The following is a 24,969-nucleotide window of genomic DNA, read 5'->3' on the forward strand; positions in this document are numbered from 1 at the left end:
GCAGTAACATTGACAGTTAATTTGGCAGTTTTTCTTAAATGTTAAATAAACCTTGATAAATAAAGAAAATGACGTGTGCCAATTCACACGTCATTTCCTATGCCATTTATTAAGAATGCACCCGAAAACGGAACCCTTTATCATTCAAGATGCAGGAATTTTTTTGTATAGAACTTAGCTAGTTTTTGCAAATTTAACCATAATAACTAATAATGAAAAAGGTAAAGGATGGTGTTTTATTTTGGAAAATTTTACATTTTCGAATCCAACCAAATTAATTTTTGGAAAAGGTGAGTTGGAGCAATTAAAAACAGAAATACCTCGTTATGGTAAAAAGGTTTTGCTGGTCTATGGCGGCGGCAGTATCAAACGAAGTGGCTTGTATGAAAATGTTATGAGCCTATTATCTGAAATCGGTGCTAAGGTTTTTGAACTCCCGGGAGTGGAACCGAATCCACGGATAACTACCGCACGAAAAGGGGTAGAAATTTGTAAACAAGAGGGGATTGAATTCTTGTTGGCAGTTGGCGGCGGCAGTGTCATTGATTGTACAAAGCTAATTGCAGCGGGAGCGAAGTATGATGGGGATGCCTGGGATTTAGTCATTAAAAAGGAGTTTGCAGAAGATGCACTTCCTTTTGGAACCGTCTTGACACTTGCGGCAACAGGCTCAGAAATGAATCCAGGTTCCGTCATTACTAATTGGGAAACAAATGAAAAATATGGCTGGGGAAGTCCAGTAACATACCCTAAATTCTCGATATTAGACCCAGTTAATACGTTTACGGTTCCTAGAAATCAAACGATATATGGAATGGTCGATATGATGTCACATGTCCTTGAACACTATTTTCACTTAGAAGAAAATACAGACTTTCAAGATCGCATGTGTGAATCACTGCTTATTACTGTAATGGAAACCGCGCCAAAATTGCTCTCAGACCTAGAAAATTATCAACACCGGGCAACAATCCTTTATTGCGGTACAATGGCTCTCAATGGCATCTTGAATATGGGATATCGCGGCGATTGGGCTACTCACAATCTTGAACACGCTGTATCAGCAGTCTATGATATACCACATGGCGGCGGTCTTGCCATCCTATTCCCGCACTGGATGCGTCATAATTTAGCGGTGAAGCCGGAACGTTTTAAGCAGCTTGCTGTTCGGGTGTTTGGGGTTAATCCTGAAGGCAGGAGTGCCGAAGAGGCAGGGCTTGAAGGCATTCAAAAGTTACGTGAATTCTGGAATAGCATCGAAGCACCTTCACGGTTAGCCGATTATGACATTGACGATTCGAAGCTTGAGTTAATGGCGGACAGAGCGATGGAAAACGGAGAATTTGGAAACTTTTCTAAGTTAAACCGTGAGGATGTATTGGCCATTTATCGTGCATCACTATAATATATCGATTGTGAAGAAATTTGTCGAAATTGGATGCGCTTACACGAAGTGACCTTCCTTGATAATCATCTCATCATTCGATAAAGTGGTTAGTGAAAAATAAATTTTTGGAGGATCATGCATGACACACGTTCGTTTTGATTACTCAAAAGCATTAAGCTTTTTCGGAGAACATGAACTTACATATTTACGAGATGCTGTAAAAGTTGCTCATCATTCTCTACATGAGCAAACAGGTGCAGGCAGTGACTTTTTAGGGTGGATTGAACTCCCAACCAACTATGACAAGGAAGAGTTTTCACGCATACAAAAATCAGCTGAAAAAATCAAAGCTGATTCTGATGTACTTCTTGTCATTGGAATCGGTGGTTCTTACCTTGGAGCAAGAGCTGCGATCGAAATGCTCCAGCATAGTTTTTACAATGCATTGTCAAAAGAAAAACGAAAGACACCTCAAGTAATATTTGTTGGTAATAATATCAGTTCTACTTACATGAGAGATCTAATCGACGTCCTTGACGGAAAGGACTTCTCTATTAATGTTATTTCCAAATCGGGAACGACAACCGAACCAGCAATTGCTTTCCGCATTTTCCGTAAGCTTCTTGAAGAAAAATATGGTCAGGATGAGGCGCGCAAACGAATCTATGCAACAACGGACAAAGCAAGAGGTGCTCTTAAAACTTTAGCAACAGAAGAGGGCTACGAGACATTTGTGATCGCCGATGATATTGGCGGCCGTTATTCTGTCCTAACAGCAGTAGGGCTGCTTCCGATAGCAGTAAGTGGAGCAAACCTTGAAAAAATAATGGAGGGCGCCGCGCAAGCGCAAACCGACTTTGGTCATTCTGAACTCGAAGATAATGCCGCTTACCAATACGCTGTCGTTAGAAATGTGCTTTATAATAAAGGCAAGACGATTGAAATGCTGATTAATTATGAGCCAGGATTACAGTATTTTTCAGAGTGGTGGAAGCAGTTATTTGGAGAAAGTGAAGGGAAAGACCAAAAAGGTATTTATCCATCTTCAGCAAATTTTTCAACGGATCTTCACTCGCTTGGACAATATGTTCAAGAAGGTCGTCGTGATTTATTTGAAACCATTATTAAGGTCGACAAGCCGCGCCACGAGTTGAAAATTGAAGCTGTCGAGAATGATTTAGATGGGCTGAATTACCTCGCTGGTCAAACGGTTGACTTTGTTAATAATAAGGCATTTCAAGGAACAATGCTTGCCCACACAGATGGCGGCGTGCCGAACTTAATTGTTAATATTCCAGCAATGGATGAATATACATTAGGCTATCTTGTTTATTTCTTTGAAAAGGCCTGCGCGATGAGCGGCTACTTACTGGGTGTAAATCCTTTCGATCAGCCAGGGGTAGAAGCCTATAAAGTAAATATGTTTGCTCTCTTAGGAAAACCGGGATATGAAGAGAAAAAGGCAGAATTAGAAAAACGATTATAATAAACCAGAAAGAGAACTGATAGTGAATAAATCAGTTCTCTTTTTTTTATTGAAATTTACCTGATTTGGAGAAACTAATTGTATCGATAATTAGGGGGTAAATTTTTATGATTGAGGTACCATCAAAGGTGGAAGGTAAGCAGTTTGATTTGTATAAGCTTGAAAAAAAACTAAAACCAATCGGCTATACGATTGGCGGGAACTGGGATTATGATCATGGTGCATTTGATTACAAAATTAATGGTGGTGAAGAAGAAGGCTATCAGTTCTTGCGCTTGCCCTTTCAAGCAGTCGACGGGCAGCTTGATGCTAATAATTGTACCGTTAAGCTAGGACGACCGTTTCTTTTGTCGCACCTATTTGAGGCAGAACTAGATGACGAAGCAGGAACAGGCACCTTTTCTGGAACCATCAATCAGTTTCAGGAGCCTGTCGATAAGGATGCTAGCTTTCCACAAGCATATATCGATGAAGGGAAAGCATTGGTACAGGAATTGGAAATGCTGCTCCTAGCTGATTAGGCTATTTAAAAATTAACAGTTGATCATTTTCTTCGATAGGCAAGGAGTGGGATGGATTCAGCAAGGTTTCATCCCCTCTTTGAATCCCAATCAGAAGGAAGCCCTTTTTTAAAAGGATATGGCAAACATCGCTGAAGGGCTTTCCAATCTCCTGTTCCTCGGCTCGATAGGAGGACAATCTGCTTTCCTGTAACTCATGAACAATGTTTGATAAGAGTCCATTCCCATTTGAGTGTAGGCTGTTAACCATAAAAACACATGTCAGTTTATTCGATTGAATGACCTCGTCGGCACCAGCCCTTAAGGCATTGATTACTTGCTCAGCCGTTAGTATTTCAACGATGCATTTTACTTGCGCACAAATTCCCTTTATCGTGAGTAAGGTTAGAATACTATTCATATCTGCTTGGAGCTCCTCGTTTCCTCTGTCAGCAGTAATCAGCACCTTCTCGGCTCGATTGATATCACTTTTAATGATCGTTTCATCGACATGGCCTTTCCCTTGGATAAAGTGGACAAACCTTGATTTTACTGGGTTTGCTTCAAGTGTTTCATCTATTAAAACAATCATCTGAGAGTATTTCGTGTTGGTAAGTTTACTTATTAACTCTTTTGATCGTTCATTCCAACCGATAATGATGATATGGCCCTCGCCTTTAAAAGGAATTCTTCCTTCAGATAAGGCATCTTGTTTTGTAACGGCAGCGGCTGCCAATGTTCCAAAATAGGAGGAAACAAAACCAACACCTAACAGTATTAAAATTAACGCTGTTAGTCTGCCTAAGAAGGAATGTGGTACATAATCGCCATATCCGACTGTTGATGCAGTAATAATGGCCCACCAAATGCCATCAAAAATGGTGGGAAACGTATCAGGTTCTAATAAATGAATGGATATTCCAAATGAGAGAAACACTAGCAACGCAATTAATAGAATTCGAACGAGGAGCGGTAAACGCAAGAAACTGATATATACTCTGTTCGGCACGAATGTCACCTCTTTTCTCGTGATCTAGCTCCATCACTTAGATTTGTTGCTGAAACAGTTATTCCTATTATTGACGAAAAAGAATCGATCTAATAGGACTACTTGATAATTTTAAAAATAGGTCAATGTTCACAAAAGATACGAATATTTTTCTCTAACCTACTTGTATTTAATGCTTAAAACTTATAAATTATGGTTATTACATTAATATAGTTACAACATAGAAAGAGGGTTGGTTTCATGGGGATTGGTTTAAATACGCTACTATCAAAAATTGAAAAAACAAGGTTAGAAATGGTTGAATTAGCGCATCTTTACGGTTATTCTAATCCAAATGTAGTACAATGCAGCCAGAAACTCGATTCTCTATTAAATGTCTATTATAATTTTCGAAAACAATAATTCATGTCCAAAACATAAAACCTTCCGGCAAACCCGGAAGGTTTATTTTTGTCAAATGGGAATATTATTTTCCCAATAGGCAAACGTTAAAACGGAATTGTCCTTTTTAAGTTTTGACCTATGAGGTGAAGAAGAGTGCTTATTGAAACCAAAAAAGAGCAAAGATTTATCATCATTGCTCTGCTTGTTATAGCGGTCTATCTTTCTCCACTATTTATTCTCCAGGAAAATGCGCATATACGTGTTCATGATAATCTTGATTCGAACCTGGCTTGGTATAAGGTTTTAGCGAGAAGTGGAGAAATGTTCGGTCCTGTTAATGCGACGATACCCCAAATCATCAATGGACAATTATCGAGAAATGCCTTTGGGACTGAATACAGTATCATTGTCTGGCTTTACGCACTTTTCCCAACAATGATCGCCTATGGTTTAAGCCAAGCCCTGACAAGAATCGTAGCTTTTTTTGGCATGTATTGGCTCTTAAAAAAACACTTTTTACCTGGGGAGAAGTGGCTGTTTTTACAAATTGGAACGGCTCTTGCCTTTGCCTTAACGCCTTTTTGGCCGTCTGGGATGTTGAGTACGTTGGGGATGCCGCTTGCGCTTTGGGCACTTCTTAACATTCGCAAAGGTGAGGGAGCTTGGTCGGATTTTTTGGTTCTCACCCTCATACCTTTTTATGCAAGCATTGTTTTAGGATTTTTCTTTTTTATAACTGCGATCGGGTTCTTATGGTTAACTGATGGTTTAAGAGGGAAGGGATGGAACCTTCGTTTTTTGGCAGCGATTATTTATATGACCGTCATTTTTATGTTCGTTGAATATCGGCTCATTTTTTCATTTCTATTAATTGATGAACCGAATAGTCGGGACGAGTATCTTCATGCCACCTTGCCTTTTTGGAGAGCGATCAGGCTTACCATAAAAAATTATCTGCTCGGACACACCCATGTGATGACGGTTCATACGCTATTTATTTTACCTGCAACCATTACCGCCATATGGATTGTCTTCAGAAAAAAGCTTTGGAAGCAGGAAAGTCTATTTGTCTTTTTATTCTCACTAAATATTGTGCTATCGATCTGGTATGCTTTTTGGTTTTATGAGGGATGGGCACCTATAGTCAAGCGATTCCATTTTTTGGCTACCTTTAATTTCGCCCGTTATCATTTTTTACGGCCGATGGTGATTTATGCAGGCTTTGCCCTTGCATTAAAAGTCCTTTCGCTTCAAGGAGAGAGCTGGGCTAGAACAGCTAAGTGGTATGCCGTCTTGCAACTTCTCTTTTTGGGACTATTTAATGATGAAATCATTTATCGGGAAAAGCCTACTGTCAAAGCATTTTTTGCTGAGGAAATGTTCCATGAAATAGAGGAATATATCGCACTTCCAAAGGAAGAATATCGTGTTGCCAGTATAGGAATACACCCAGCTATCTCACAATATAACGGGTTTTACACACTGGATACCTATAATAATTTTTATCCATTAACCTATAAACATCAGTTTAGGAAAATAATTGAAAGGGAATTGGCTAAAAATAAAAAGGTTCGCAGATATTTTGATAAATGGGGCGGCCGTTGTTATATTTTTACCGCACAGCTTGGAAAACATTATATGATCAAAAAAGATTCTAAACGTCATTTGAAACATTTAGAACTGAATACGGGTGTCTTTAAAAAAATGGGAGGCCGCTTTATTTTTTCGGCGCTGCCTATCGATAACGCGAAAGAAAATCAATTATTGCTAATGAAAGTATTCGAATCGAAAACATCAGCATGGAAAATTTATTTATACAAGACTTTGTAGACAGCGGGGGTTTTAAACAGATGATGGAACCAGTTCTTACAATTGTTGTGCCTTGCTATAACGAGGAGGAGGTTTTACCTTTGACCATTGCTGAGCTTCAGCAATTGGTGAAAGAGCTGATTAACGATAGGCTTGTTTCTAAACAAAGCAAAATATTGTTCGTCGATGATGGAAGTCAGGATCGAACATGGGAATTGATTTATAAAGAGGGATTAAGAAATGAATTTGTACGAGGCTTAAAATTATCCAGAAATGTAGGTCACCAAAATGCATTACTTGCTGGTTTATTTACAGCAAAGGATCTTTCTGATTGCGTTGTATCCATTGATGCAGATTTACAGGATGATATCAATGTAATCCGTGAGTTTGTCCTGAAGTTTCATGAAGGGTGTGAAATTGTTTACGGTGTAAGGAAGGGGCGTAACACGGATACTCTCTTCAAACGAAGTACTGCCCAAGGCTTTTATAAGGTCATGGAAAAGATGGGAGTTGACCTCGTTTATAATCATGCCGATTTCCGATTAATGAGTAAAAGAGCAGTGCAAGAGTTAGAACGATTTAGCGAAGTCAATTTATTTTTACGAGGGATTGTTCCTCTCCTCGGCTTTCGCTCGGATGTAGTTTATTATGACAGGCTTGAGAGGCAAGCGGGTGAAACGAAATATCCGTTAAAAAAGATGCTCGCCTTTGCTTTTGACGGAATTACCTCCTTCTCTGTTTCGCCGATTCGCTTTGTGTTAATCATCGGATTGGTTTCTTTTTTCTTGAGTCTATTCTTTGGAATCTATTTTTTAACGCTAAAGTTTTTTGGGAATACCGAGACGGGCTGGACGTCACTGATTACTTCGATTTGGCTTATTGGCGGCCTGCAGTTAATTGCAATCGGATTGATTGGCGAGTATGTTGGGAAAATTTATAAAGAATCAAAACAGCGTCCAAAGTATATTGTTGATATCGATTCCTTTAATCTGCCAAAACCAAGACACCATTTGCTTAATCAAACAGTAGAGGATGAGTTTTATAATCTTGACCTTAGACAAATATCTGAAACCAACAACTAACTCACTTGTTCGATTTCTCCTTGTAGGCATTGTAAATACAATTATTGGTTTGACTTTTATGTTCTTTCTTCTTAACGTTGTGGGCTTATCCTACTGGACATCCACGTTTGCAGGAAATGCGATCGGGGCATGTGTAAGCTTTTTATTAAATCGGACGTTTACGTTTAAAAGTAATGTTTCCTTCCATAGAGGTCTGCCCAGGTTTTTCGCGCTTCTTTTTATTTGTTATTTTTCCGCCTATTTCTGTAGTGAGAAATTGGTCGGGCTGGCAAGTCAATTTGTTCTTCTTAGCACGTCTATTAAGGAAAATGCTTCCGTTCTATTAGGGAGTACTTTGTATACAATAGCCAATTATCTTGGACAAAAGTATTTTGTCTTCAAAAATCTAAAAACAGCGTGTTAGTTTTCCTGAAGTAGTAGTAAGCTCATTTTATTTTTTTGTCGTACAAACCTATTTCTCTGAATAAAAATGGATAGACAAGCTTCTACTCATTTATTAGGGGAGAGATATGGATGAATGTATTTTTGAGCTACATACTTTTAGGATTGTCACTAGCGGCTCCTATTGGACCGATTAATGCCGCGCAAATAGACAGAGGCATAAGAAACGGTTTTATGAACTCGTGGCTTATTGGAGTAGGTGCAGTTGTCGCAGATGGCATATATATGTTTGTTGTTTACATAGGAGTTGTCCAATTTCTTGAGACTGCATTTATGCAAACCTTTCTCTGGTTTTTTGGTTGTTTTGTACTGATGTATACAGGCATAGAAACCTTTATGAATGCAGGGAAGATTAATTTAGAGCATTCCAGAGGGAAGGAACCGCTGATCAAATCCTTTTTTTCTGGGTTCCTAATGTCGATATCCAATCCGTTAACCATTCTTTTTTGGTTAGGTATTTATGGGTCTGTACTTGCCAAAACAGCTACAACCTATAATACTGGTCAATTAGTGATTTATAGCAGTGCAATTTTTATTGGACTTTTAATCTGGGATATTGCGATGGCAAGTGTCGCTAGCAGCTTCAGACAATTTTTAACAGCCCATTTACTTGTAGTCATTTCCTGCCTATCTGGTCTTTCATTGATTGGCTTTGGGATTTATTTTGGCATGCAAGCCTTTAATATTTTACTTGGATAACAAAATAAATCCAGCGAAAAAACTCGCTGGATTTTTTATGCCGTTGGCCAAGGGTTCAGTACTTTTTTCTTAGTCTTTTTCCATTTGAACGACATGATTAAGGTAATTGCTCCAATAATCACAAGAAAGGCTAAGCTTATAAAAAAGCCGGGTCTGCTTGTTTTGTGAAAAAGTGTTCCACTGACAGCAATTAAAATAAAGAGGGCACCAATTGAATACATTATTTTTTCCTTTAGCTTTAACTCTAAGATTTTTCTTGAGGATGCAAGGATAAAGAGCCAATTATAAAGTAGCATTAATGCTGCTCCTGTTGTCACCCACTCATAAATTTGATCTGGCAGTACCAGTGCGGATACAATCGACGCAGTAATTCCAAGCATTGTAACTAGCAGTGCAGGGAGTGGAACCTTTAATTTTCCCTGTTTTGAAAAACTTTCAGGTGCATCGCCTTCTTCTCCAAGGGTAACAAGAACGCTTGTAACGCCATAAAGAGATGCTGTCATTGTCGAAAATCCTGCTATAATTAATGCTGCATTAAATAAATGCGGAACAAAAGTTAGATGGTAAGCATCTAAGGCAACCACAAATGTACTTTCCTTTGTATTAAATTGATTCCATGAAACGATGATGACCGCTAGGCCGATGGAAATAACATAAATAACCATCAGCGTAAACAACATCACTTTTCCTGCTTTTGGAGCCTCCTTTGGATCTTTTAAATTTGTTGCCATTAAACCTAAGATTTCTATTCCCCCGAAGGCATAGAAAGCAAATATTACAGCCGACCACAAACCTTTAAAGCCATGTGGAAGGATTTCGCTTCTACTATTCGGGTAATGAATCGGGTGATCCCCATTAATGACCCCAAAAATGGCTAGCAAAGCAATAACGATAAACATTAGTATCGCTGAGATTTTTAAGATGGCAAGAATATTTTCGAGCTTGTTTAAAACTTTTACTCCAATTAAAATAACGGCTAATCCTAAAACAGCGTATATTGTGGCGAAAATCCATAAAGGTACTTTTGGAAGCCAGAAACGAGAAAAAATGGAGAGGGCCGTCATTTGGCTTCCCATGATTAGCACCTCTGAGGACCAGTAAACCCAGCCGCTGCTAAATCCTGCCCATCTTCCATAGGCTTTCTTGGCATACGACCTAAAACCGCCCTTAAGAGGCTCTTGGGAAGTCATCTTTGACAGAGCATCATAGACAAAATAGGTACCAAGGGCAGCGATCATAAACGCAACTAAAATAGATGGGCCAGTCATCTTAATTGCTAAACCAGAGCCAAGGAAAAAACCTGTCCCAATTGTGCAACCGACTCCAAATAAGGAAAGCTGCCACCATTTCATGTCGTTTTTTTCGCCCGCACCGGCTTTAGATTTACTCATTGAAATTCTCCTTTAACTAAATATCCCGTCCGGTTGCTCCTGGTGATTTGTCGGTATTATCTTGATTATTATATTCTGGATCATTAAGGCCTGGCTTTTGCGTTTTGTTACCACCTAAATATACTGCTTGATGTTCCTTTTGCTCTTGTCTGAATTTATCAAAGTTTTCATTAACCACATTATCTCCTCTTTTCTCCTAAATGATATTTATTAAGATACTCGTCTGTTCAATTCTTATTCAGTTAAAAATTGATGCATTAGTTAGGTTTTTGATGGAATTAAATTTTCATTACATAATCAACCACGAAAAAAATGAAAATATAAGAGAACGAAAAAAATAAAAACAATAAATGCTGAAATAGATCGAGTAATAAATAATTGCGCTTTTCATTGAAAGGGGTTTATCACATGTTATCGACACAGCAGCTAGCTGAGTTACGGTTACAGTTGTTACAGGAAAAGAGTGAAGTGGAAGGGCATTTAGAACAAAATGATCATTTTGGATTAGAAAGAGGTCATTTTCATGAGTCAATGGGGGAGTTATCCAGCATTGATAACCATCCAGCTGATGAAGGAACAGAATTATATGAACGGGAGAAAGATATTGCTTTAAATGAACATTATCAATTTGAACTAAGAAATATAAATCATGCATTAGAAGCGATGGAAAATGGAACCTATGGAAACTGTGAGGTATGCGGAAAGGAAATACCGTTAGAACGTTTAGAGGCCTTGCCAAATACAACCTATTGTATTGAGCACAGCCCCGATCAGGTTACTTCTCACAAACGACCAGTTGAAGAAGGCGTTTGGATGCCGCCATTTGGTAAGTTTGATATGGATGAAAAAGATGAGAATGTAGCATATGATGCCGAAGATTCTTGGCAGACGGTTGCAGCATGGGGAACATCCGAAACTCCATCCGATTTAGCCTTCCCACAGGATAGTTATAGTGATATCTATTCTGAAGCAGACGAAAATATTGGCTATGTTGAGGACTATGAAAATTTTGTTGGAAATGACATGTATGGAAAGGAAATCAAGGTTTATCCAAACCCTCAGCATGAAAAATACGAAGATGCCCTTGATGAGGAAGGAATCATGACAAGCTTTGGGGATTTACCTGCATTTGAACACGACCCTTACGTTGATCATGATGAAAAATGATGGATTAAAAAAAGAAAACAGCTTTCAAGTGAGAGCTGTTTTCTCCAATTTTATTGTTTATCGTAGCCTTTTTGTGGAATGGGGATATCCTTACCATTTACATCATCAATAACGGCACCAATTTCACCTTCAGTATACGTGTCACTAGCTTGCTCATGTGTAGTGGCAAGCCCGGCAGAAAGGTCATCCGATTCTTGATAATAACTTGGATGATAGAAACTACCTGCCAATTCTTTTTTTGGATTAGCTTTCTGATTCTTATTGTCCATCTTAATTCCTCCCTTTTATGTTTGATACAAGGGTATTTTTTTCTTTTTTTAACAGGATTACTCCCCATAAAAAATAAATCTCAAATGGAGGTTACATTATGAATGAAAAAAATGAATTCCCATCTCGGGAAGAATTAGACGAAGCTTTTCATTTTCTGCATGACCAAATCAATAAAATTTCTGTTGTTGAAGAGATCGAAATGGTAAAAGAGGAAAGTCAAGGTGAAGAAGGATTATGATTTTGTATATGCCCAACATATCTTGAAGCAGGCAAGACTTTTTCTCTAGACCCATCTAGGTTACGTTTGCTATGATTTCTAGAGGTAATTTTAAAGGTGGTTTACTTATGGAGATGAGAGAAACTCTGGCTAAAAAAGTAGCCTGGATCAGTGTAATCAGTAACATTATTCTTACATTAGGAAAAATAGTCATTGGTTGGTATGGACATAGTGACGCGGTCTTTGCGGATGGGATCCATTCAGCAGCAGATGTCTTTGCTTCAGTCATTGTGCTGTTAGTGATTAAAATTGCTAATAAGCCTGCCGATGATGAACATCCTTATGGACATGGGAAGGCCGAAGTCATTGTTTCAGGCATTATTGGTATATTGCTTTTTCTCGTCGCCATTTATGTGGTTTACGAAGGCATTAGCGGTTTCTTTCATGAAGTGGAATCACCAAGCATGCTGGCGATGTGGGTCGCTCTATTTTCGTATGTAACCAAAGTTATTTTATACCGCAGTTCATTAAAGGTTGCGAAACAGAATAAGAGTAAAGCCATTGAAGCGATTGCCCTAGACCATAAAGCAGATATTGTCGCATCAATTGCTGCTGCAATCGGGGTTCTCCTTTCAATAGCCGGTAATCGATTCGATATCCATTTTTTACTATACGGGGATAAGGCAGCAAGTATTTTTGTCGCCTATTTAATTTTTAAAATAGCGAGGGAAATGTTAACAGAGGCATTTGATATTTTACTTGAACGTAATATTAATACAGAGACACTTCAAGAATACATCGCGGTTGTAAACGAGTTCCAAGAGGTAAAACGAATTGACCGGATTAGAGCAAGAGAACTGGGTCATTATGTATTGGTGGATTTACGTATAGCAATCGATCACTTTAAAACGATCAAGCAAGGGCATGACCTCGCAAAATTAATTAAACAAAATCTTATGGATAAATTTGATAACATTCAAGAAGTTTTAATTCATTTAAATCCCTATTTTGAGGAAGATGAATAATTCCAAAAAAACTCCTTTGTACTTTCGATGATTTGGGTTTATGATAGGAAAGGATATATAAAAGGTTAGAGGGAGTTGATATTTTTGAGTTATTCCGTAGACCCGGACCCAAGTAGGCGAGGGGAAGTCAATGTTATCTTTGAATGGATTGAATTGAATATCAAGAATATCAACTCTAGAAAAGGTTGTTGGCTTCCTCAAACAAATTGAGTGAGGAGGTTAAGTCATGCTGGAAATATTTAAAAGCACGGAGACAAAAGTTTTAGAACAAGTAGATGTAATCTCAAAAGGCTGCTGGGTCAATATGTATGCCCCAACACAAGAAGAAATTAATAAGGTATCAATGGATGCTCAAGTGGATGTTGATATCATCAAAGATGCCCTGGATGATGAAGAACGCCCGAGGATTGAACGTGATGATGGCCGGGTCTATATCATTGTCGATTTTCCCTACATTGTTCATGATGAAGATGGTTTTGCTGGTTATGAAACCATTCCAATCGGTATAATTCTTACGGACGAATGTATCATTACCGTTTCCTTAAAAGATACACCGATTTTAGAAGAATTTCGGAAAAACAGAGTGAAAGAGTTTTTTACGTTTAAAAAGACACGCTTTGCGTTGCAAATTCTGTTTGTCATCTCTTCTTATTATCTTCGGTACTTAAAGCAAATTAACAAGAAAACAAATGAAATTGAACGCGTTGTTCATCAATCGTTGAAAAATAAAGAGCTATTCGCCTTTCTGGCTTTAGAGAAAAGTTTGGTTTATTTTACGACCTCGTTAAAGTCAAATAAGGTTGTCCTCGATAAAATTTTACGCTTTAACTATTTAAAAATGTATGAAGAAGACAAGGACTTATTAGAAGATGTTATTATTGAAAAAACACAGGCGATTGAAATGGCCGAAACCTATCGCTCGATCTTAACAGGTATGATGAATGCCTTTGCATCGATTATTTCTAATAACTTAAACATTGTAATGAAATTCTTAACTTCCATTACAATTATTTTATCCTTCCCAACGATGGTAGCGAGCTTTTATGGGATGAACGTTGATATACCATTCCAGCATGCTACTCATTCCTATGCTATACCACTAGTAATCTCTGCTTTTTTAACAAGTTTAACAGCCTTCGTTTTTTGGAAAAAGAAATATTTTTAGATAACCAGTCCTGCATAGGGCTGGTTTTTTACATTTTCCTCTATTTTATCGTAATAGAAAATTAAAAGTTTTCCCAATTATATAGTGCTGATTATTTGATATTTACTATTGATTTTTTGAATAGGCTTAAATATCAATAGTAAAAGGAGGAGTTTCTGGTTGAAGAAAAGAAAAATTATAGGATCTGCACTACTTAGTTTTATGATGGTTATTTCAATGTCTGCAACCGCAGCATTCGGGGAGCGAACAAACGGACAGGAATCTTATCGGGTGCTAATTCAAGGCCCAGCCTCTGAAAAGGCAAGAGTCAAAGCGAATTTCGGTGTCCGCTGGGATTTTGCAAGCCAAGGATTTTCAACAACTGTTAATGCAAAGCAATATCAAGCACTATTAAACAATAAGAATTTAACAATTGAAAGATTACCAGAATTACAATTTATATCTAACACAGAATTAGCAGCGAAGCCTGGTGGTACTGCAGGATCAATTCCTAGTGATCAAACACCATGGGGGATTCAAGCGATGTATAACGATGCAACTGTCGCTAAAACATCAGGTGGAAGCGGAATAAAGGTAGCGGTCCTTGATACCGGTGTTAATGTAAATCATGCTGATTTAACTAGAAATATAGAACAATGTAAGGATTTTTCGCAAAACAAGACTTCATTGGTTGAGGGAAGCTGCGCCGATGGCAATGGCCATGGAACACACGTCTCCGGAACCGTGCTTGCGAACGGCGGGAGTAATGGTCAAGGAATTTACGGAGTCGCACCAGATGCAAAGCTTTGGTCCTATAAAGTATTAAACAACCGTGGCAGCGGTTATTCTGATGATATTGCAGCAGCGATTCGCAGGGTAGCTGACGAAGCCAAAAGCACAGGAGCGCACGTGATCATTTCTATGTCGCTTGGGTCTAGTACTAAGGATTCACTTATATCCAGTGCAGTGGATTATGCCTATGGAAAGGGTGTACTAGTTGTTGCAGCTGCCGGAAATGATGGTCCTACCAGCAATAGTATTGGATATCCTGGGGCATTGGTGAATGTTGTAGCGGTTGCGGCATTAGAAAATGTCCAGGAAAATGGCACCTATCGTGTCGCAGACTTTTCATCGCGAGGGAACCCAAATTCGGATGGAGACTATGTGATTCAAGAACGTGATGTAGAGGTATCTGCACCAGGAAGAGCAATTGAGTCGACTTGGAATGATGGCAGCTATAACACCATTAGTGGAACGTCGATGGCGACACCACATGTATCAGGGCTTGCAGCCAAGATTTGGGCAGCCAGTCCATCCATGTCGAATGTCCAACTACGAATAGAACTTCAAAACCGTGCGAAAGTTTATGATATTAAAGGAGGTACTGGATCAGCGGCGGGTGATGATTACACATCAGGATTCGGTTTTCCAAGGATAAAATAAATCATATAAGGGTTATCAGGTTAGGGAGCCTGATGACCCTTTGAGATTTAACTCTAAAATTTCCAAATAATTAGAAATAACTATCAGTAGGGAGCCATTTGTTGTAAAATAGGTATAAAAGAAAGGTGCATCTGGTGGCAATATGGAATTTGGAGCCTTAATAAAATTCTATCGAACGCAAAGAGGAATTACCCAAGCAGAGCTTTCCAAAGGGATTTGCTCAGTCCCGCATTTAAGTAAAATTGAAAACAATTCTAAAGAAGCAAACGAAGAAACAATTTCCCTGTTACTCAAGCGGCTAAATATAAGCCTAGAAGAGATGGAGGAAAAAGAAGAAAAAATCAAAATCTTACTTAGGAGTCTAGACGGTAAGATTAATTTTTATCTAAGGGATGAAATAGAAGAAAATTATCAGAAACTAGTGAAAATAGAACACCTCATCCCATTCTCCAAATATATGTATATTTACGAGCTATATAAATTTAGATATCTTATATTTAAGGGACTTGTTGAAGATGCAGAGCATCAAAGAGCTCTTTTATATAAGCAAAAGAAAAATTTTTCCCAACATGAAGATTATTTATTTCGATACTATCATGCGATATTCTTAATGTGGAAGGGTCAATATCAAAATGCGGATGATATCCTCGATGTTTTACATACAGAAAATAATAATGAAGTATCAAGTGGGGAATTTCTCTATCATCGATCACTTGTAAAAAGCTCACTTGAGCAATCAGGACATGCTATCCATTTTGGTAAGATGGCCCTGCAAATATTCATGAATCAGCATAACTTCATCCGAATTCTCCATACACTTATGCTGCTCGGGATTAATTATACCCACTCCAATATATATGAGGAAGCACAGGAGTATTTTCAGCACTTAATCCGCAACGCAGAATTATTAAAGAAAGATAAATTACTTCCCCAGATCTATCATAATATGGGCCATTTGCAATTTAAAATGAAGAATGCAAAGGAAGCTCTGTACTATTATCAAAAAAGTTTGGCCTTGCAGCCAAACAAAAATCAGCACTATCTAGTCACATTACATGCGATTGGGGAGCTGTACCATTCACTTAACTCCATCGAAAAAGCAAAAGATTGCTTCCAAGAAGTTAACTTATTGTCAAAAGAGCTGGGGGTTAAAAAATATAGACTCTTGGCGGAATTTTATCTCCTCCACATGACCTCGCCAGCAAAAGCGTTTAAATATTTGGAATCTAAGGTAATTCCCTACTTTGAAGAGGAAAATGAACATAGTGATGACCTAACCTGTTTTTATAAAATGCTTGCAGATTATTACAATCAAAAGGGTCTGGTTATTGATGCCGTTACTTATTTAAATAAAATAACTTAAATCAAAGGAGGCAATTTATATGAAAAAGTTTGTTGTCATAATGTTTTCAATCTCACTGATTGCACTTTTTACTTCAACTAAGGATGTGAAAGTGTCAACGTCAAGCAGTGACATGGCCTATTCAACTGGTGGACCTGCATATCATCCCATTCAACCGCCAATTGGCTGATCGTTATTAAAAATCCCTGAACTGATCAGGGGTTTTTTTTGAGGATTGGAATGTTAATTAAAATTAAGGCAGACAATACTAGGAAAATATTATTATGAAAGAGGTGATAAAAATGAAAAAAGAAAAATCTCCAAGTGAGAAAAATGAGGGGAAATCAGTCGACGAACTTTACGGACTGGAACCGAAAATGAGTTTACAGTCAGTTAATTTCGCTCCAAGTGAAAATACACTCTTAAATGAACATTTTGAAGGGGAAGAGAAACAGTGTGATTAATGATGTCACCTTTTTATCTATTTTTAGCTGATTAGGAATGAAACGTGCTTGAATTAGGGCATGCTATTGACATGTGTTTTTTATTACGGAAAGAATGAAGGAGGAAAACATGAAATCATTTGTTGTCGGATTCCATCAAGAAGATAATGTAGATAGCATGCAGATTCAAAAGCTTAGTCAAGAAGATTTTACGAAAGCCTCGGAAGGTGGAACAAGGCATTTATTTGAGCTCGACACAAACATTGGTCTATTTGTGTTTTTTGATGCAGAAGATGAGGACGGAGACCTCTCTTATATGGTATTGCATTATGAGGAAGACAATGAAGACCCAGTTGGCTGCTATTCCTTCCAATTGAAGGACTTTTACGAATTTATGGCGCTATTCTTAAATGACATGGAGTTTAATGAGGAACCAGACGATGAGGACGAGGAAGAATATGGCCCGATTCATCATCTAGCCCATCTTCTGTTCCATGTAGTCGAAGAAGGAAAGGATCTCGAGGTATAACGAGGGGGCATTTTTTGAAAAAGATGCTAGCTTTCCTTAATATTATGATAGAGGACACCTAATTTAGGTGTCCTCTATTGGTTTTGATCGATATTTTTCTTAAATGGGGTAATTCAAGTGGTGCATTTTTGATTTATGGGCGAATTTCTGCGTTCAATGGGCGAATCTACAGAATTAATGAGCGAATTTAGGAGTTTAATGGGCGAATTTCGCAGCTTTATGAGCGAATCATTTTTATCCTGTTAATAAATTTGAAATTAAAACTCACCATGGGAAGCTCTTTGGAGCATAGGACCAGGATCTGTACTTTCCAAGGCATTGCAGATTACAAGATAGCAGTATTCTTTTTGCTACATCCCGTGATTTTATATGAGCAAATTCCCGAAACTGCTTATTTGTTATCGTCTGACCAAACAGCAGAAAATAATCGTTCAGTGCGTTAATATGTGCATCTTTTGGAAAAGTATCGCAGGCAGGACAGTACCATTTTTGGTTCTTACTGACAAGGGAATGATTAGAGTGGGTAGGACAGTGGACACCCGTTAACAGGTCACATTTCTGAATACCGTATTTATTCAATACATAGCTTGTCGGAAGGGTATTCATTTTCATTAAGAGGCGGCAAAGCTTACGGAGGTCTTTAGCGGTCAATAGCGGTTTCGGATATTGTTTCTCTAAAAGGGTAATTTTGTTTAAGAAGACGTCGGCCTTACATACTCGAGGTTTAACTTTGTAGGCATTTTTTCCTGGAACAGCATATGTTATAGCTATTACTAATCACAACTAAATATTCAACTGAAACTGGAGGGATATGATTTGCAGCAAGAAGTTTCTGTAAGTATTTTTGATGTCTTTCTCCCTGAGCAATCGGATAACCGTATCCTTTTTCAATACCATTGTTGATTTGAATAAACTGTTCATTTTCAGTATCAAATATTAACTTTCCGGCCATGTTTTTTACATCGATTGCTAGGGCAAATTCAGGTGTTAGAAGTAGGGTATCAATTTGGCAGTTGTAGTCACCATCAGGTAGGTTTAAATCGTGGAGGATCATATATTTCTGCTGTGGAAGGTCACGATAATAGTACTCGAGCGATTTCTCACCAAGGTAGCCGGCCTGCCTCCTTCCAAGCTCTTCTAAAATTTGTTGGTACTTTTGGTGACTGTTGGGGAGTCGCCGCAGTAAAGCTTCTAATATAAGCATAATTAATGGTTTTGTCCGTTCTTTTATTAGCAAAATAAACACTCCTCTCAATTTATGAATGAATTCTAGTAGTAGTATAGAAATTCCTGCCGAATTTTATCGATTTTTGTAAAATATTTTTCCGAATATATTTCAATGAGCGCTTTTCGGAATTCAATGAGCGAATCCACGTATTTAATGGGCGAATCTACAGATTTAATGAGCGAATTTCGGCGTTTAATGGGCGAATTTATAGTTTCAATGAGCGAATCCCTTTTTTGCACATAACAATCCTTAAATTTGATAAAACATCTCGATAACGATACCATTATCATGATTTACAAAGGGAGGATACAAACATGAGTGAAATTTTCCAAAGGGGTATTGACCGTGTTTGGACGGTACAGCATCACCAGAATAGTCCGATACATATAGCGGGAATGGTTTTGGATCCAAATCAAATGAAAGAGTCAGATCCATTTCTATTTCTAGCAGAAGATTTTTTTAAAAAAGGTACCTTTGATTTCCACCCGCATCGTGGGATTGAAACAGTGACTTATGTGATTGAGGGAAAACTTGAGCATCAGGATAATAAAGCGGGACGGGGGGAGCTTGAGCCTGGTGATGTCCAGTGGATGACAGCCGGAAAAGGCGTGATCCATATCGAAGACCCGGCTGAAGGAGAGACCGTTCATTCCTTGCAGCTATGGGTGAACCTGCCGCGTGAGCACAAAATGGCAGAACCGCGTTATCAAAATCTCCGTGCCAAAGACATGCCAGTGCGCGAAGAGGATGGGGTATTAATCAGAATTTTTTCCGGTTCATCAGGCGGCATTCAATCGACAACGAAAAATTATGTTCCGGTGACAATGGTTGAAATCAACTTACAACCAGGAGCAACCGTTACCCAGGATCTTCCGGGAGACTACAATGGCTTCATGTACGTTTTAGAAGGGAAAGGTCAGTTTGGAAAAAGTAAGACAGAGGCCGAAAAAGGCAATGTGCTTCTGCTAGGAAAAGGCGAGCCGGGACAAATCAGTGAAGTTACTATTACCGCCAGGGAATCTCTACGCGTGTTGTTATATGCAGGAAAACCACTTAATGAGCCAATCGTTGCGAGGGGACCTTTTGTCATGAACACCGAAGAAGAAATCCGCCAAGCCTATCGCGATTATATGGACGGGAAGTTTGCAGAATAAGATAACAAAAATAAGCACTTGGGATAAAAACGCCCAAGTGCTTATCTATTATCCTTTTATCTGTTTTTTACTGACTTCTACCCGGGCATTGCCCATAAAAAAGATTGTAAACGCCGCAATCGCAATAGGAATCAATGTTAGTAAAAAGGTATGTGTGATTGAATCCGACATCGCATGAACAATTTTATCTAAAATTAAATCTGGAATTTTTGAGCGTTCACTCGCTTGGAAAATTTGGCGTGGATCGCCCATTTTAAAATCTCCTGCACCCTGCATGCCTTTAAACGCATCTTTCAATTTATCCGTAAACAAATTGTTTTGCAGGCTTCCAAAGATTGTTACCCCAAGTGTCATTCCAAATGACCGTAAAAATGAGTTTGTTGAGTTGGCTGTTCCGCGGTATTGCGGCTCCAAATTGTGCATGGAAGCAGTTGGTAATAAAGAAAAGGAAAAACCAACCCCGAAGCCAACCAAAATCATATAAATCGTCAGCAAGGAACGTGCTGTATCGACAGTTAAGGTACCGAGGAAGTACATGCCAAGAACGTATGAAATAATCGAAACAATCATCAAATTGCGGTAGGAGGTTTTCGTCAAGAAAATCCCGCCCACTGAACTCCCTGCAACAGACCCGAGCATCATTGGTGTTAAAATCAATCCAGCATTCTTAGCCGACCCACCATATACCGCCTGAACGAAGATTGGTATAAACACGGTTAAAATAATAAACGTACCGCCGTATAAAAAGGACAAGATTTGCGAGGTGGCAAACAAGCGCCTTTTGAAGAGCCAGAGTGGTAGAATCGGTTCAGCAGCCTTTATTTCAGCAATGAAAAAGGCCACAAAAAAGACGAAGAAGCTTGCAAACAATGCGATGATTGGAGTAGAATCCCAAGCATATTCTTTCCCGCCTAGCTCAAGGGCAAACATTAAGCTCACCACCGAAATGACCAGTGTTATCGCCCCAAGCCAATCAACCCTTTGCTTGGAATGCTGTAATGATTCATGATAATAACGAACGATTAAGTAAATCGATACAATTCCAATTGGCACATTCACATAGAAAACCCAGTGCCAACTAATATAATCAGTTATGTAGGCTCCAAGTAACGGCCCTAAGACGCTGGATGCGCCAAAAATTGCCCCCAACAAACCGGTCATTTTTCCGCGGTTTTCAGGTGGGAAAATATCAAAAACAATCGTAAAAGCAATCGGCATCAGGGCTCCGCCGCCGATCCCCTGAATGGCACGGAAAATACTTAATTGAACGATGCTCTGGGCAATACCGCATAATGCCGAGCCAATCAGAAAGACGATGAGTCCAAAAATAAAAAAGCGTTTCCGTCCGTACATATCGGAAAGCTTACCGAAAATAGGCATTCCTGCCATTACCGCTACCATATAGGCAGAGGTGACCCAAATAAATTTATCAAAGCCGCCGAGGTCTGCTACAATGGTAGCCATCGCCGTAGCTACGATCGTATTGTCCATAGCTGCCATTAAAATTGCTAACAGTAAACCAGCAACGACTGGTTTTAGATTCGTATCTTTTTTAATCATAAAATTTCCCCTTACTCTAGAAAATGATAAGTAATGAAACCGCTCCTTGTAAGTATTTTAAAATATTTAGTAAGATTACCAAAGCTAATGATAATCAAGTTAAACCAATTTTAAAAGGAAGGGTTTAGACTGTCAATTTTTATGTAAAAACCATCTTGTACTCACAATGAAGAAAAGGGACTCAGCTGCTGAGTCCCTCTCTTTTATTTAAACTTAACGTTGGAAAAACTCGACTTTTTCACCATCGGGTCCTTGCACAAAGAAATTACGATATCCATTCGGAAGTGTCACGATCTCATCACTAATGAAAACAACGTTGACGCCCTTTAAACGGTTGAATTCCTCTTCTATATTGTCCACTAAAAAGGCGATGTGATTAACTTTCCCTTCAGTTGGAAGGTCGGGATTTCCACCATACACTAATTCTAATTCTGTTTCGTCTGACCCATTGAACCCAAGGAAGGCTAAATTTATCGTACCGTTTGCAATCGTAAATTGGTCTTTTAACTCCATCCCAACTACTTTTTGATAAAAAAGAAGTGAGGCATTAAGGTCATTTACCATTACGCCGACATGGTCCATTTTCTTTACTGTCATCTGGCTTCCCCCTTTATATACCCTTTTTTAAGCTTTTAAAACATCATGGTCAACATAACGTTCACCGTTTATTTCACTAATAACATTAATCGCCACCTTGGCACCGTCGCCAGCAGTAATAATGGTATGCATACTCACACCGGCAACTGTTCCTGCTGCCCAAATGCCGTCAATATTTGTTTTTCCAGTAGAATCCACGTCAAAAATAGTCTTGATTCTTGGCTCTGTACCTGGCTTTGTTTGTAATCCCGCTGTTTCAGCTAGATCAACAGACATACCAGTGGCAAGGATAACATGTTTAGCCTCATATTCCCCTTGATCGGTTTCAACTTTAAAACCGCTTTCAGTTTTACTGATATTTGAAACCGTAGCTTGGACAATTTCTGCACCGAATTTGCTGGCTTGTTTCTTACCAGTTTCAACTAGGTCAGGTCCAGTAATTTCTGCAACACCATAATGGTTCTCAATCCAAGCACGCTTGGTCACACTTTTATCATTATCAATAACCAATGTTTTCTTACCAGCTTTGGCTGTAAATAGGGCTGCACTTGCTCCTGTAGGCCCAGCACCAACAATTAATACGTCAAACATGTGAATTACCTCCATTATATTGAAAATTTAATTTCAAAATAAGCTTAGCGTAATTAGAAACTTATGTAAAATGAACTGCCCATCCGAGAAACTTTTTCTTAATGGCAGCCCATTAAAGAACGATTAGTGCTGGCAGCAAAATAAAAAGAACCATCATTTCCTGCTTCGGATTGATGGTTCTTGTAGTTAAATTATCCATTTTTAAAAGGGTATAGCAAGTATTAAGAGTTAATGTTATTTAACTCTGTTTTATGTTCCTTAAACGCTGCTTGTTTCCGCGTATGAAGAAAGTAATAAAGAACAATACCCAAAAGAATATAGAATGAACATAAGAAGTAGAGCGAGCTATAATCCATTTTTGCGGCCGCTAAGCCTAAAAGAAACGAGCCTAATGCAATCCCAATATCATAGATTGATAGGAAAGTAGCTGTAGCTAACCCTCGTTTTCTAGGCGCAGCATCTTGAATAGCAATGGTTTGAAAGGTTGGAAAAAGTGTTCCCCAGCCTAAACCAATCATTCCTGCTGAAAGGAGAAAGCTGAGTGCGCTGCCGCTTTGACTTAAAATAAACATCCCAATGGCAAACAATACGATGGATGGATAGACAATCACATTGGGACCATGCTGGTCTAACCATTTTCCAGTAAAAGGTCTTGAAATCAATAAAACAATCGCATAGACGACAAAGAAAAGACTAGAAATCTCGGTAAGGTGTATTTCAGTGGCAAATATAGATACGAAAGAAAGAAGCGCTGAATAAACGATGGCAAGAAAGCAGCCGACAATTGCGATAGGAATGGCGGAAACTTCGAAAAAGTTTCGAAATGAAAACGCAGAATGGACGACCATGTGGTCTGCTTGCCCCATTTCTTTAACCTTTACGCTTAAACCTGTAATCAGGGCCCCAATCGCGACAATGACACTGACGATAAACAGGGTTTTTGCTCCCCATTGCTGAATGGCCGTTAAGCCGATAAATGGCCCAAGCACCATCGCCATATTCGTCGACATAATAAAATAGCCCATGCCTTCACCACGGCGTGAAGTCGGAATGAGATCCGCCACGATTGCCCCTGCAGCGGTTGTTGCCATGCCAAAACCAATTCCATGTAATAACCGAATGAAAAGAAAACCAATGATTGTTTTTGGAAAAAAGTATAACAGGGAGGCGCCTGAGAAAATTATCAGTGCGGTAAGCAGCACCTTTTTGTGACCAGCTTTTTCAAGCCATTGACCAGCCAGAGGACGGGAGATAATCGCTGAAAATAAAAAGACCGTTGTCATCAATCCCGCTTCTGATGCATTGCTATGGAACTCCTGTATCGCATATATAGGAAGTGTGACAAGTAAAACATAAAAGGTTAAAAATAGAAAGAAGTTACTTAAAGAAATACTTATAAAACTTTTCGTCCATAATTTAGGTTTATTCATATGATCCGCTCCTTTTATAACAGCTGTTGCAACCAGCTTTTTTGCAAATTTAAAAGCTCTTCCTGTGATGTTTCTGGGAAATGCTTCAATATTGACTGATTCGTTTCAAAGACTCTTCTTTCCCATTCGGGGAACATCTTTAACGCCACATCTGTTAATTGAATCAGTTTCTCACGTTTGTCTTTACCGGGGACCTGACGTACGTATCCTTGCTTAACAAGCCGTTGAATGGTACGGGTCATTGGAGGTGCTTCAACAAATAAGTAATCACAAAGTTCTTTTTGGCTTAAAGAGCCTTTGGTTTTTAAAACAAAAATGACAGACCATTGTGACCCGTATAACCCTAATGGTTTTAATGCTTCATTGAGTGTATTGGTAAGATGGCGTGATAGCTGATGCAGCGTATGGAATAATTCGTGGCTATTCATTTATGTAGGTCACCTCAAAAATTGCTAATTAGTTACCTAGGTAACTATAGTGGATTTGTTGGAATATGTCAAGAAAGGCTCACAGATTTAAGGCTGTAAATCCGGTTCGCGGAATCATGTTTTGGTTTGGCGGAATTCCACACAACATTGGCGGAATCCCAAACTAGTTTGGCGGAATTCAATCCACTTTTGTCGGAATAACGACAAGAGGTG

Annotated in this window: 28 protein-coding genes; 18 read left to right on the forward strand and 10 right to left on the reverse strand. The window is 38.7% G+C overall.

What is annotated here, in order from left to right; genetic code table 11:
* Positions 1–241: 241 nt before the first annotated feature.
* The 3 genes from J7E77_RS13335 to J7E77_RS13345 all read left to right on the forward strand — a co-directional run bounded on the left by J7E77_RS13335 (position 242) and on the right by J7E77_RS13345 (position 3,394).
* Complete coding sequence (locus J7E77_RS13335; protein WP_214714965.1) at positions 242–1,405, forward strand: iron-containing alcohol dehydrogenase; 1,164 nt, start codon at positions 242–244, stop codon at positions 1,403–1,405.
* A 121-nt stretch (positions 1,406–1,526) separates the two neighbouring features.
* Positions 1,527–2,873 carry a glucose-6-phosphate isomerase gene (locus J7E77_RS13340; RefSeq protein ID WP_214714966.1) on the forward strand — a complete coding sequence of 449 codons (1,347 nt, stop codon included), beginning with the start codon at positions 1,527–1,529 and terminating at the stop codon, positions 2,871–2,873.
* Positions 2,874–2,980: 107 nt separating this feature from the next.
* A complete protein-coding gene (locus J7E77_RS13345) occupies positions 2,981–3,394 on the forward strand; it encodes a YugN-like family protein (protein ID WP_088089450.1) in 414 nt (137 codons plus the stop codon).
* Position 3,395: 1 nt separating this feature from the next.
* Here the strand turns inward: J7E77_RS13345 and J7E77_RS13350 are convergent, their stop codons facing one another.
* Positions 3,396–4,382 carry a potassium channel family protein gene (locus J7E77_RS13350; RefSeq protein WP_214714967.1) on the reverse strand — a complete coding sequence of 329 codons (987 nt, stop codon included), beginning with the start codon at positions 4,380–4,382 and terminating at the stop codon, positions 3,396–3,398.
* 240 nt (positions 4,383–4,622) lie between these two features.
* On the opposite strand from J7E77_RS13350, the gene J7E77_RS13355 reads away from it, so the two are divergent.
* The 5 genes from J7E77_RS13355 (at position 4,623) to J7E77_RS13375 (ending at position 8,797) form a co-directional block, all read left to right on the forward strand.
* Positions 4,623–4,784 carry an aspartyl-phosphate phosphatase Spo0E family protein gene (locus J7E77_RS13355; protein WP_214714968.1) on the forward strand — a complete coding sequence of 54 codons (162 nt, stop codon included), beginning with the start codon at positions 4,623–4,625 and terminating at the stop codon, positions 4,782–4,784.
* A 135-nt stretch (positions 4,785–4,919) separates the two neighbouring features.
* Complete coding sequence (locus tag J7E77_RS13360; protein WP_374102970.1) at positions 4,920–6,596, forward strand: DUF6044 family protein; 1,677 nt, start codon at positions 4,920–4,922, stop codon at positions 6,594–6,596.
* Between the two features lie 20 nt (positions 6,597–6,616).
* Positions 6,617–7,657 carry a glycosyltransferase family 2 protein gene (locus J7E77_RS13365; protein WP_214714970.1) on the forward strand — a complete coding sequence of 347 codons (1,041 nt, stop codon included), beginning with the start codon at positions 6,617–6,619 and terminating at the stop codon, positions 7,655–7,657.
* The gene (locus tag J7E77_RS13370; protein ID WP_251026748.1) at positions 7,623–8,060 is read left to right on the forward strand and encodes a GtrA family protein; all 438 of its coding nucleotides are present in this window, start codon (positions 7,623–7,625) and stop codon (positions 8,058–8,060) included. Before J7E77_RS13365 ends, J7E77_RS13370 begins: the two co-directional genes overlap by 35 nt.
* Before the next feature lie 110 nt (positions 8,061–8,170).
* Positions 8,171–8,797 carry a LysE family transporter gene (locus J7E77_RS13375; RefSeq protein ID WP_214714973.1) on the forward strand — a complete coding sequence of 209 codons (627 nt, stop codon included), beginning with the start codon at positions 8,171–8,173 and terminating at the stop codon, positions 8,795–8,797.
* 35 nt (positions 8,798–8,832) lie between these two features.
* Here the strand turns inward: J7E77_RS13375 and J7E77_RS13380 are convergent, their stop codons facing one another.
* Together J7E77_RS13380 and J7E77_RS13385 are read right to left on the reverse strand one after the other, a co-directional pair.
* Positions 8,833–10,188, reverse strand: coding sequence for an amino acid permease (locus tag J7E77_RS13380; protein WP_214714974.1), 1,356 nt, complete (start codon positions 10,186–10,188; stop codon positions 8,833–8,835).
* Positions 10,189–10,204: 16 nt separating this feature from the next.
* A complete protein-coding gene (locus J7E77_RS13385) occupies positions 10,205–10,366 on the reverse strand; it encodes a hypothetical protein (protein WP_179195943.1) in 162 nt (53 codons plus the stop codon).
* A gap of 230 nt (positions 10,367–10,596) precedes the next feature.
* On the opposite strand from J7E77_RS13385, the gene J7E77_RS13390 reads away from it, so the two are divergent.
* Positions 10,597–11,355, forward strand: a complete 759-nt coding sequence (locus J7E77_RS13390) for a yteA family sporulation protein (protein WP_214714975.1) — start codon at positions 10,597–10,599, stop codon at positions 11,353–11,355.
* Between the two features lie 50 nt (positions 11,356–11,405).
* Here the strand turns inward: J7E77_RS13390 and J7E77_RS13395 are convergent, their stop codons facing one another.
* Positions 11,406–11,624: a YozQ family protein gene (locus tag J7E77_RS13395; protein ID WP_098930799.1), complete on the reverse strand. Its 219-nt coding sequence runs from the start codon at positions 11,622–11,624 to the stop codon at positions 11,406–11,408.
* Between the two features lie 98 nt (positions 11,625–11,722).
* On the opposite strand from J7E77_RS13395, the gene J7E77_RS13400 reads away from it, so the two are divergent.
* From J7E77_RS13400 to J7E77_RS13435, 8 genes are all read left to right on the forward strand, one after another.
* Positions 11,723–11,863, forward strand: a complete 141-nt coding sequence (locus J7E77_RS13400) for a hypothetical protein (protein ID WP_214714976.1) — start codon at positions 11,723–11,725, stop codon at positions 11,861–11,863.
* 107 nt (positions 11,864–11,970) lie between these two features.
* Positions 11,971–12,867, forward strand: coding sequence for a cation diffusion facilitator family transporter (locus J7E77_RS13405; protein WP_214714977.1), 897 nt, complete (start codon positions 11,971–11,973; stop codon positions 12,865–12,867).
* A 226-nt stretch (positions 12,868–13,093) separates the two neighbouring features.
* Complete coding sequence (locus J7E77_RS13410; RefSeq protein ID WP_088089439.1) at positions 13,094–14,032, forward strand: magnesium transporter CorA family protein; 939 nt, start codon at positions 13,094–13,096, stop codon at positions 14,030–14,032.
* Between the two features lie 159 nt (positions 14,033–14,191).
* Entirely contained in the window at positions 14,192–15,454 is a 1,263-nt protein-coding gene (locus J7E77_RS13415) for a S8 family peptidase (RefSeq protein WP_214714979.1), read from the forward strand.
* Between the two features lie 142 nt (positions 15,455–15,596).
* Complete coding sequence (locus J7E77_RS13420) at positions 15,597–16,817, forward strand: helix-turn-helix domain-containing protein (protein WP_214714981.1); 1,221 nt, start codon at positions 15,597–15,599, stop codon at positions 16,815–16,817.
* A 19-nt stretch (positions 16,818–16,836) separates the two neighbouring features.
* A complete protein-coding gene (locus tag J7E77_RS13425) occupies positions 16,837–16,986 on the forward strand; it encodes a hypothetical protein (RefSeq protein WP_214714982.1) in 150 nt (49 codons plus the stop codon).
* Between the two features lie 112 nt (positions 16,987–17,098).
* The gene (locus tag J7E77_RS13430) at positions 17,099–17,260 is read left to right on the forward strand and encodes a hypothetical protein (protein WP_179195941.1); all 162 of its coding nucleotides are present in this window, start codon (positions 17,099–17,101) and stop codon (positions 17,258–17,260) included.
* A gap of 109 nt (positions 17,261–17,369) precedes the next feature.
* On the forward strand, positions 17,370–17,768 hold the full coding sequence (locus J7E77_RS13435) for a cytosolic protein (protein ID WP_214714983.1): 399 nt from the start codon (positions 17,370–17,372) through the stop codon (positions 17,766–17,768).
* 724 nt (positions 17,769–18,492) lie between these two features.
* Here the strand turns inward: J7E77_RS13435 and J7E77_RS13440 are convergent.
* Positions 18,493–19,005, reverse strand: a complete 513-nt coding sequence (locus J7E77_RS13440) for a nuclease-related domain-containing protein (protein ID WP_214714984.1) — start codon at positions 19,003–19,005, stop codon at positions 18,493–18,495.
* A gap of 305 nt (positions 19,006–19,310) precedes the next feature.
* On the opposite strand from J7E77_RS13440, the gene J7E77_RS13445 reads away from it, so the two are divergent.
* Positions 19,311–20,150 carry a pirin family protein gene (locus J7E77_RS13445; protein ID WP_214714985.1) on the forward strand — a complete coding sequence of 280 codons (840 nt, stop codon included), beginning with the start codon at positions 19,311–19,313 and terminating at the stop codon, positions 20,148–20,150.
* A gap of 48 nt (positions 20,151–20,198) precedes the next feature.
* Here the strand turns inward: J7E77_RS13445 and J7E77_RS13450 are convergent, their stop codons facing one another.
* The 5 genes from J7E77_RS13450 to J7E77_RS13470 all read right to left on the reverse strand — a co-directional run bounded on the left by J7E77_RS13450 (position 20,199) and on the right by J7E77_RS13470 (position 24,756).
* Positions 20,199–21,710 carry an MDR family MFS transporter gene (locus J7E77_RS13450; protein WP_214714986.1) on the reverse strand — a complete coding sequence of 504 codons (1,512 nt, stop codon included), beginning with the start codon at positions 21,708–21,710 and terminating at the stop codon, positions 20,199–20,201.
* A gap of 213 nt (positions 21,711–21,923) precedes the next feature.
* Positions 21,924–22,307, reverse strand: coding sequence for a VOC family protein (locus J7E77_RS13455; RefSeq protein WP_214714987.1), 384 nt, complete (start codon positions 22,305–22,307; stop codon positions 21,924–21,926).
* A gap of 27 nt (positions 22,308–22,334) precedes the next feature.
* Complete coding sequence (locus J7E77_RS13460) at positions 22,335–22,898, reverse strand: NAD(P)/FAD-dependent oxidoreductase (RefSeq protein WP_214714989.1); 564 nt, start codon at positions 22,896–22,898, stop codon at positions 22,335–22,337.
* 221 nt (positions 22,899–23,119) lie between these two features.
* Complete coding sequence (locus J7E77_RS13465; protein WP_214714991.1) at positions 23,120–24,328, reverse strand: MFS transporter; 1,209 nt, start codon at positions 24,326–24,328, stop codon at positions 23,120–23,122.
* 14 nt (positions 24,329–24,342) lie between these two features.
* Positions 24,343–24,756 carry a MarR family winged helix-turn-helix transcriptional regulator gene (locus J7E77_RS13470; RefSeq protein WP_088089423.1) on the reverse strand — a complete coding sequence of 138 codons (414 nt, stop codon included), beginning with the start codon at positions 24,754–24,756 and terminating at the stop codon, positions 24,343–24,345.
* Positions 24,757–24,969: the final 213 nt, after the last annotated feature.

This window comes from Bacillus sp. ISL-77, assembly GCF_018613105.1.

Coding starts and splice junctions, on each gene's coding strand:
- J7E77_RS13365 (WP_214714970.1), top strand. CDS start 6,617: ATGATGGAACCAGTTCTTACAATTGTTGTGCCTTGCTATAACGAGGAG.
- J7E77_RS13345 (WP_088089450.1), top strand. CDS start 2,981: ATGATTGAGGTACCATCAAAGGTGGAAGGTAAGCAGTTTGATTTGTAT.
- J7E77_RS13390 (WP_214714975.1), top strand. CDS start 10,597: ATGTTATCGACACAGCAGCTAGCTGAGTTACGGTTACAGTTGTTACAG.
- J7E77_RS13455 (WP_214714987.1), bottom strand. CDS start 22,307: ATGACAGTAAAGAAAATGGACCATGTCGGCGTAATGGTAAATGACCTT.
- J7E77_RS13445 (WP_214714985.1), top strand. CDS start 19,311: ATGAGTGAAATTTTCCAAAGGGGTATTGACCGTGTTTGGACGGTACAG.
- J7E77_RS13460 (WP_214714989.1), bottom strand. CDS start 22,898: ATGTTTGACGTATTAATTGTTGGTGCTGGGCCTACAGGAGCAAGTGCA.
- J7E77_RS13375 (WP_214714973.1), top strand. CDS start 8,171: ATGAATGTATTTTTGAGCTACATACTTTTAGGATTGTCACTAGCGGCT.
- J7E77_RS13420 (WP_214714981.1), top strand. CDS start 15,597: ATGGAATTTGGAGCCTTAATAAAATTCTATCGAACGCAAAGAGGAATT.
- J7E77_RS13395 (WP_098930799.1), bottom strand. CDS start 11,624: ATGGACAATAAGAATCAGAAAGCTAATCCAAAAAAAGAATTGGCAGGT.
- J7E77_RS13435 (WP_214714983.1), top strand. CDS start 17,370: ATGAAATCATTTGTTGTCGGATTCCATCAAGAAGATAATGTAGATAGC.
- J7E77_RS13470 (WP_088089423.1), bottom strand. CDS start 24,756: ATGAATAGCCACGAATTATTCCATACGCTGCATCAGCTATCACGCCAT.
- J7E77_RS13355 (WP_214714968.1), top strand. CDS start 4,623: ATGGGGATTGGTTTAAATACGCTACTATCAAAAATTGAAAAAACAAGG.
- J7E77_RS13380 (WP_214714974.1), bottom strand. CDS start 10,188: ATGAGTAAATCTAAAGCCGGTGCGGGCGAAAAAAACGACATGAAATGG.
- J7E77_RS13430 (WP_179195941.1), top strand. CDS start 17,099: ATGAAAAAAGAAAAATCTCCAAGTGAGAAAAATGAGGGGAAATCAGTC.
- J7E77_RS13450 (WP_214714986.1), bottom strand. CDS start 21,710: ATGATTAAAAAAGATACGAATCTAAAACCAGTCGTTGCTGGTTTACTG.
- J7E77_RS13425 (WP_214714982.1), top strand. CDS start 16,837: ATGAAAAAGTTTGTTGTCATAATGTTTTCAATCTCACTGATTGCACTT.
- J7E77_RS13405 (WP_214714977.1), top strand. CDS start 11,971: ATGGAGATGAGAGAAACTCTGGCTAAAAAAGTAGCCTGGATCAGTGTA.
- J7E77_RS13410 (WP_088089439.1), top strand. CDS start 13,094: ATGCTGGAAATATTTAAAAGCACGGAGACAAAAGTTTTAGAACAAGTA.
- J7E77_RS13340 (WP_214714966.1), top strand. CDS start 1,527: ATGACACACGTTCGTTTTGATTACTCAAAAGCATTAAGCTTTTTCGGA.
- J7E77_RS13400 (WP_214714976.1), top strand. CDS start 11,723: ATGAATGAAAAAAATGAATTCCCATCTCGGGAAGAATTAGACGAAGCT.
- J7E77_RS13465 (WP_214714991.1), bottom strand. CDS start 24,328: ATGAATAAACCTAAATTATGGACGAAAAGTTTTATAAGTATTTCTTTA.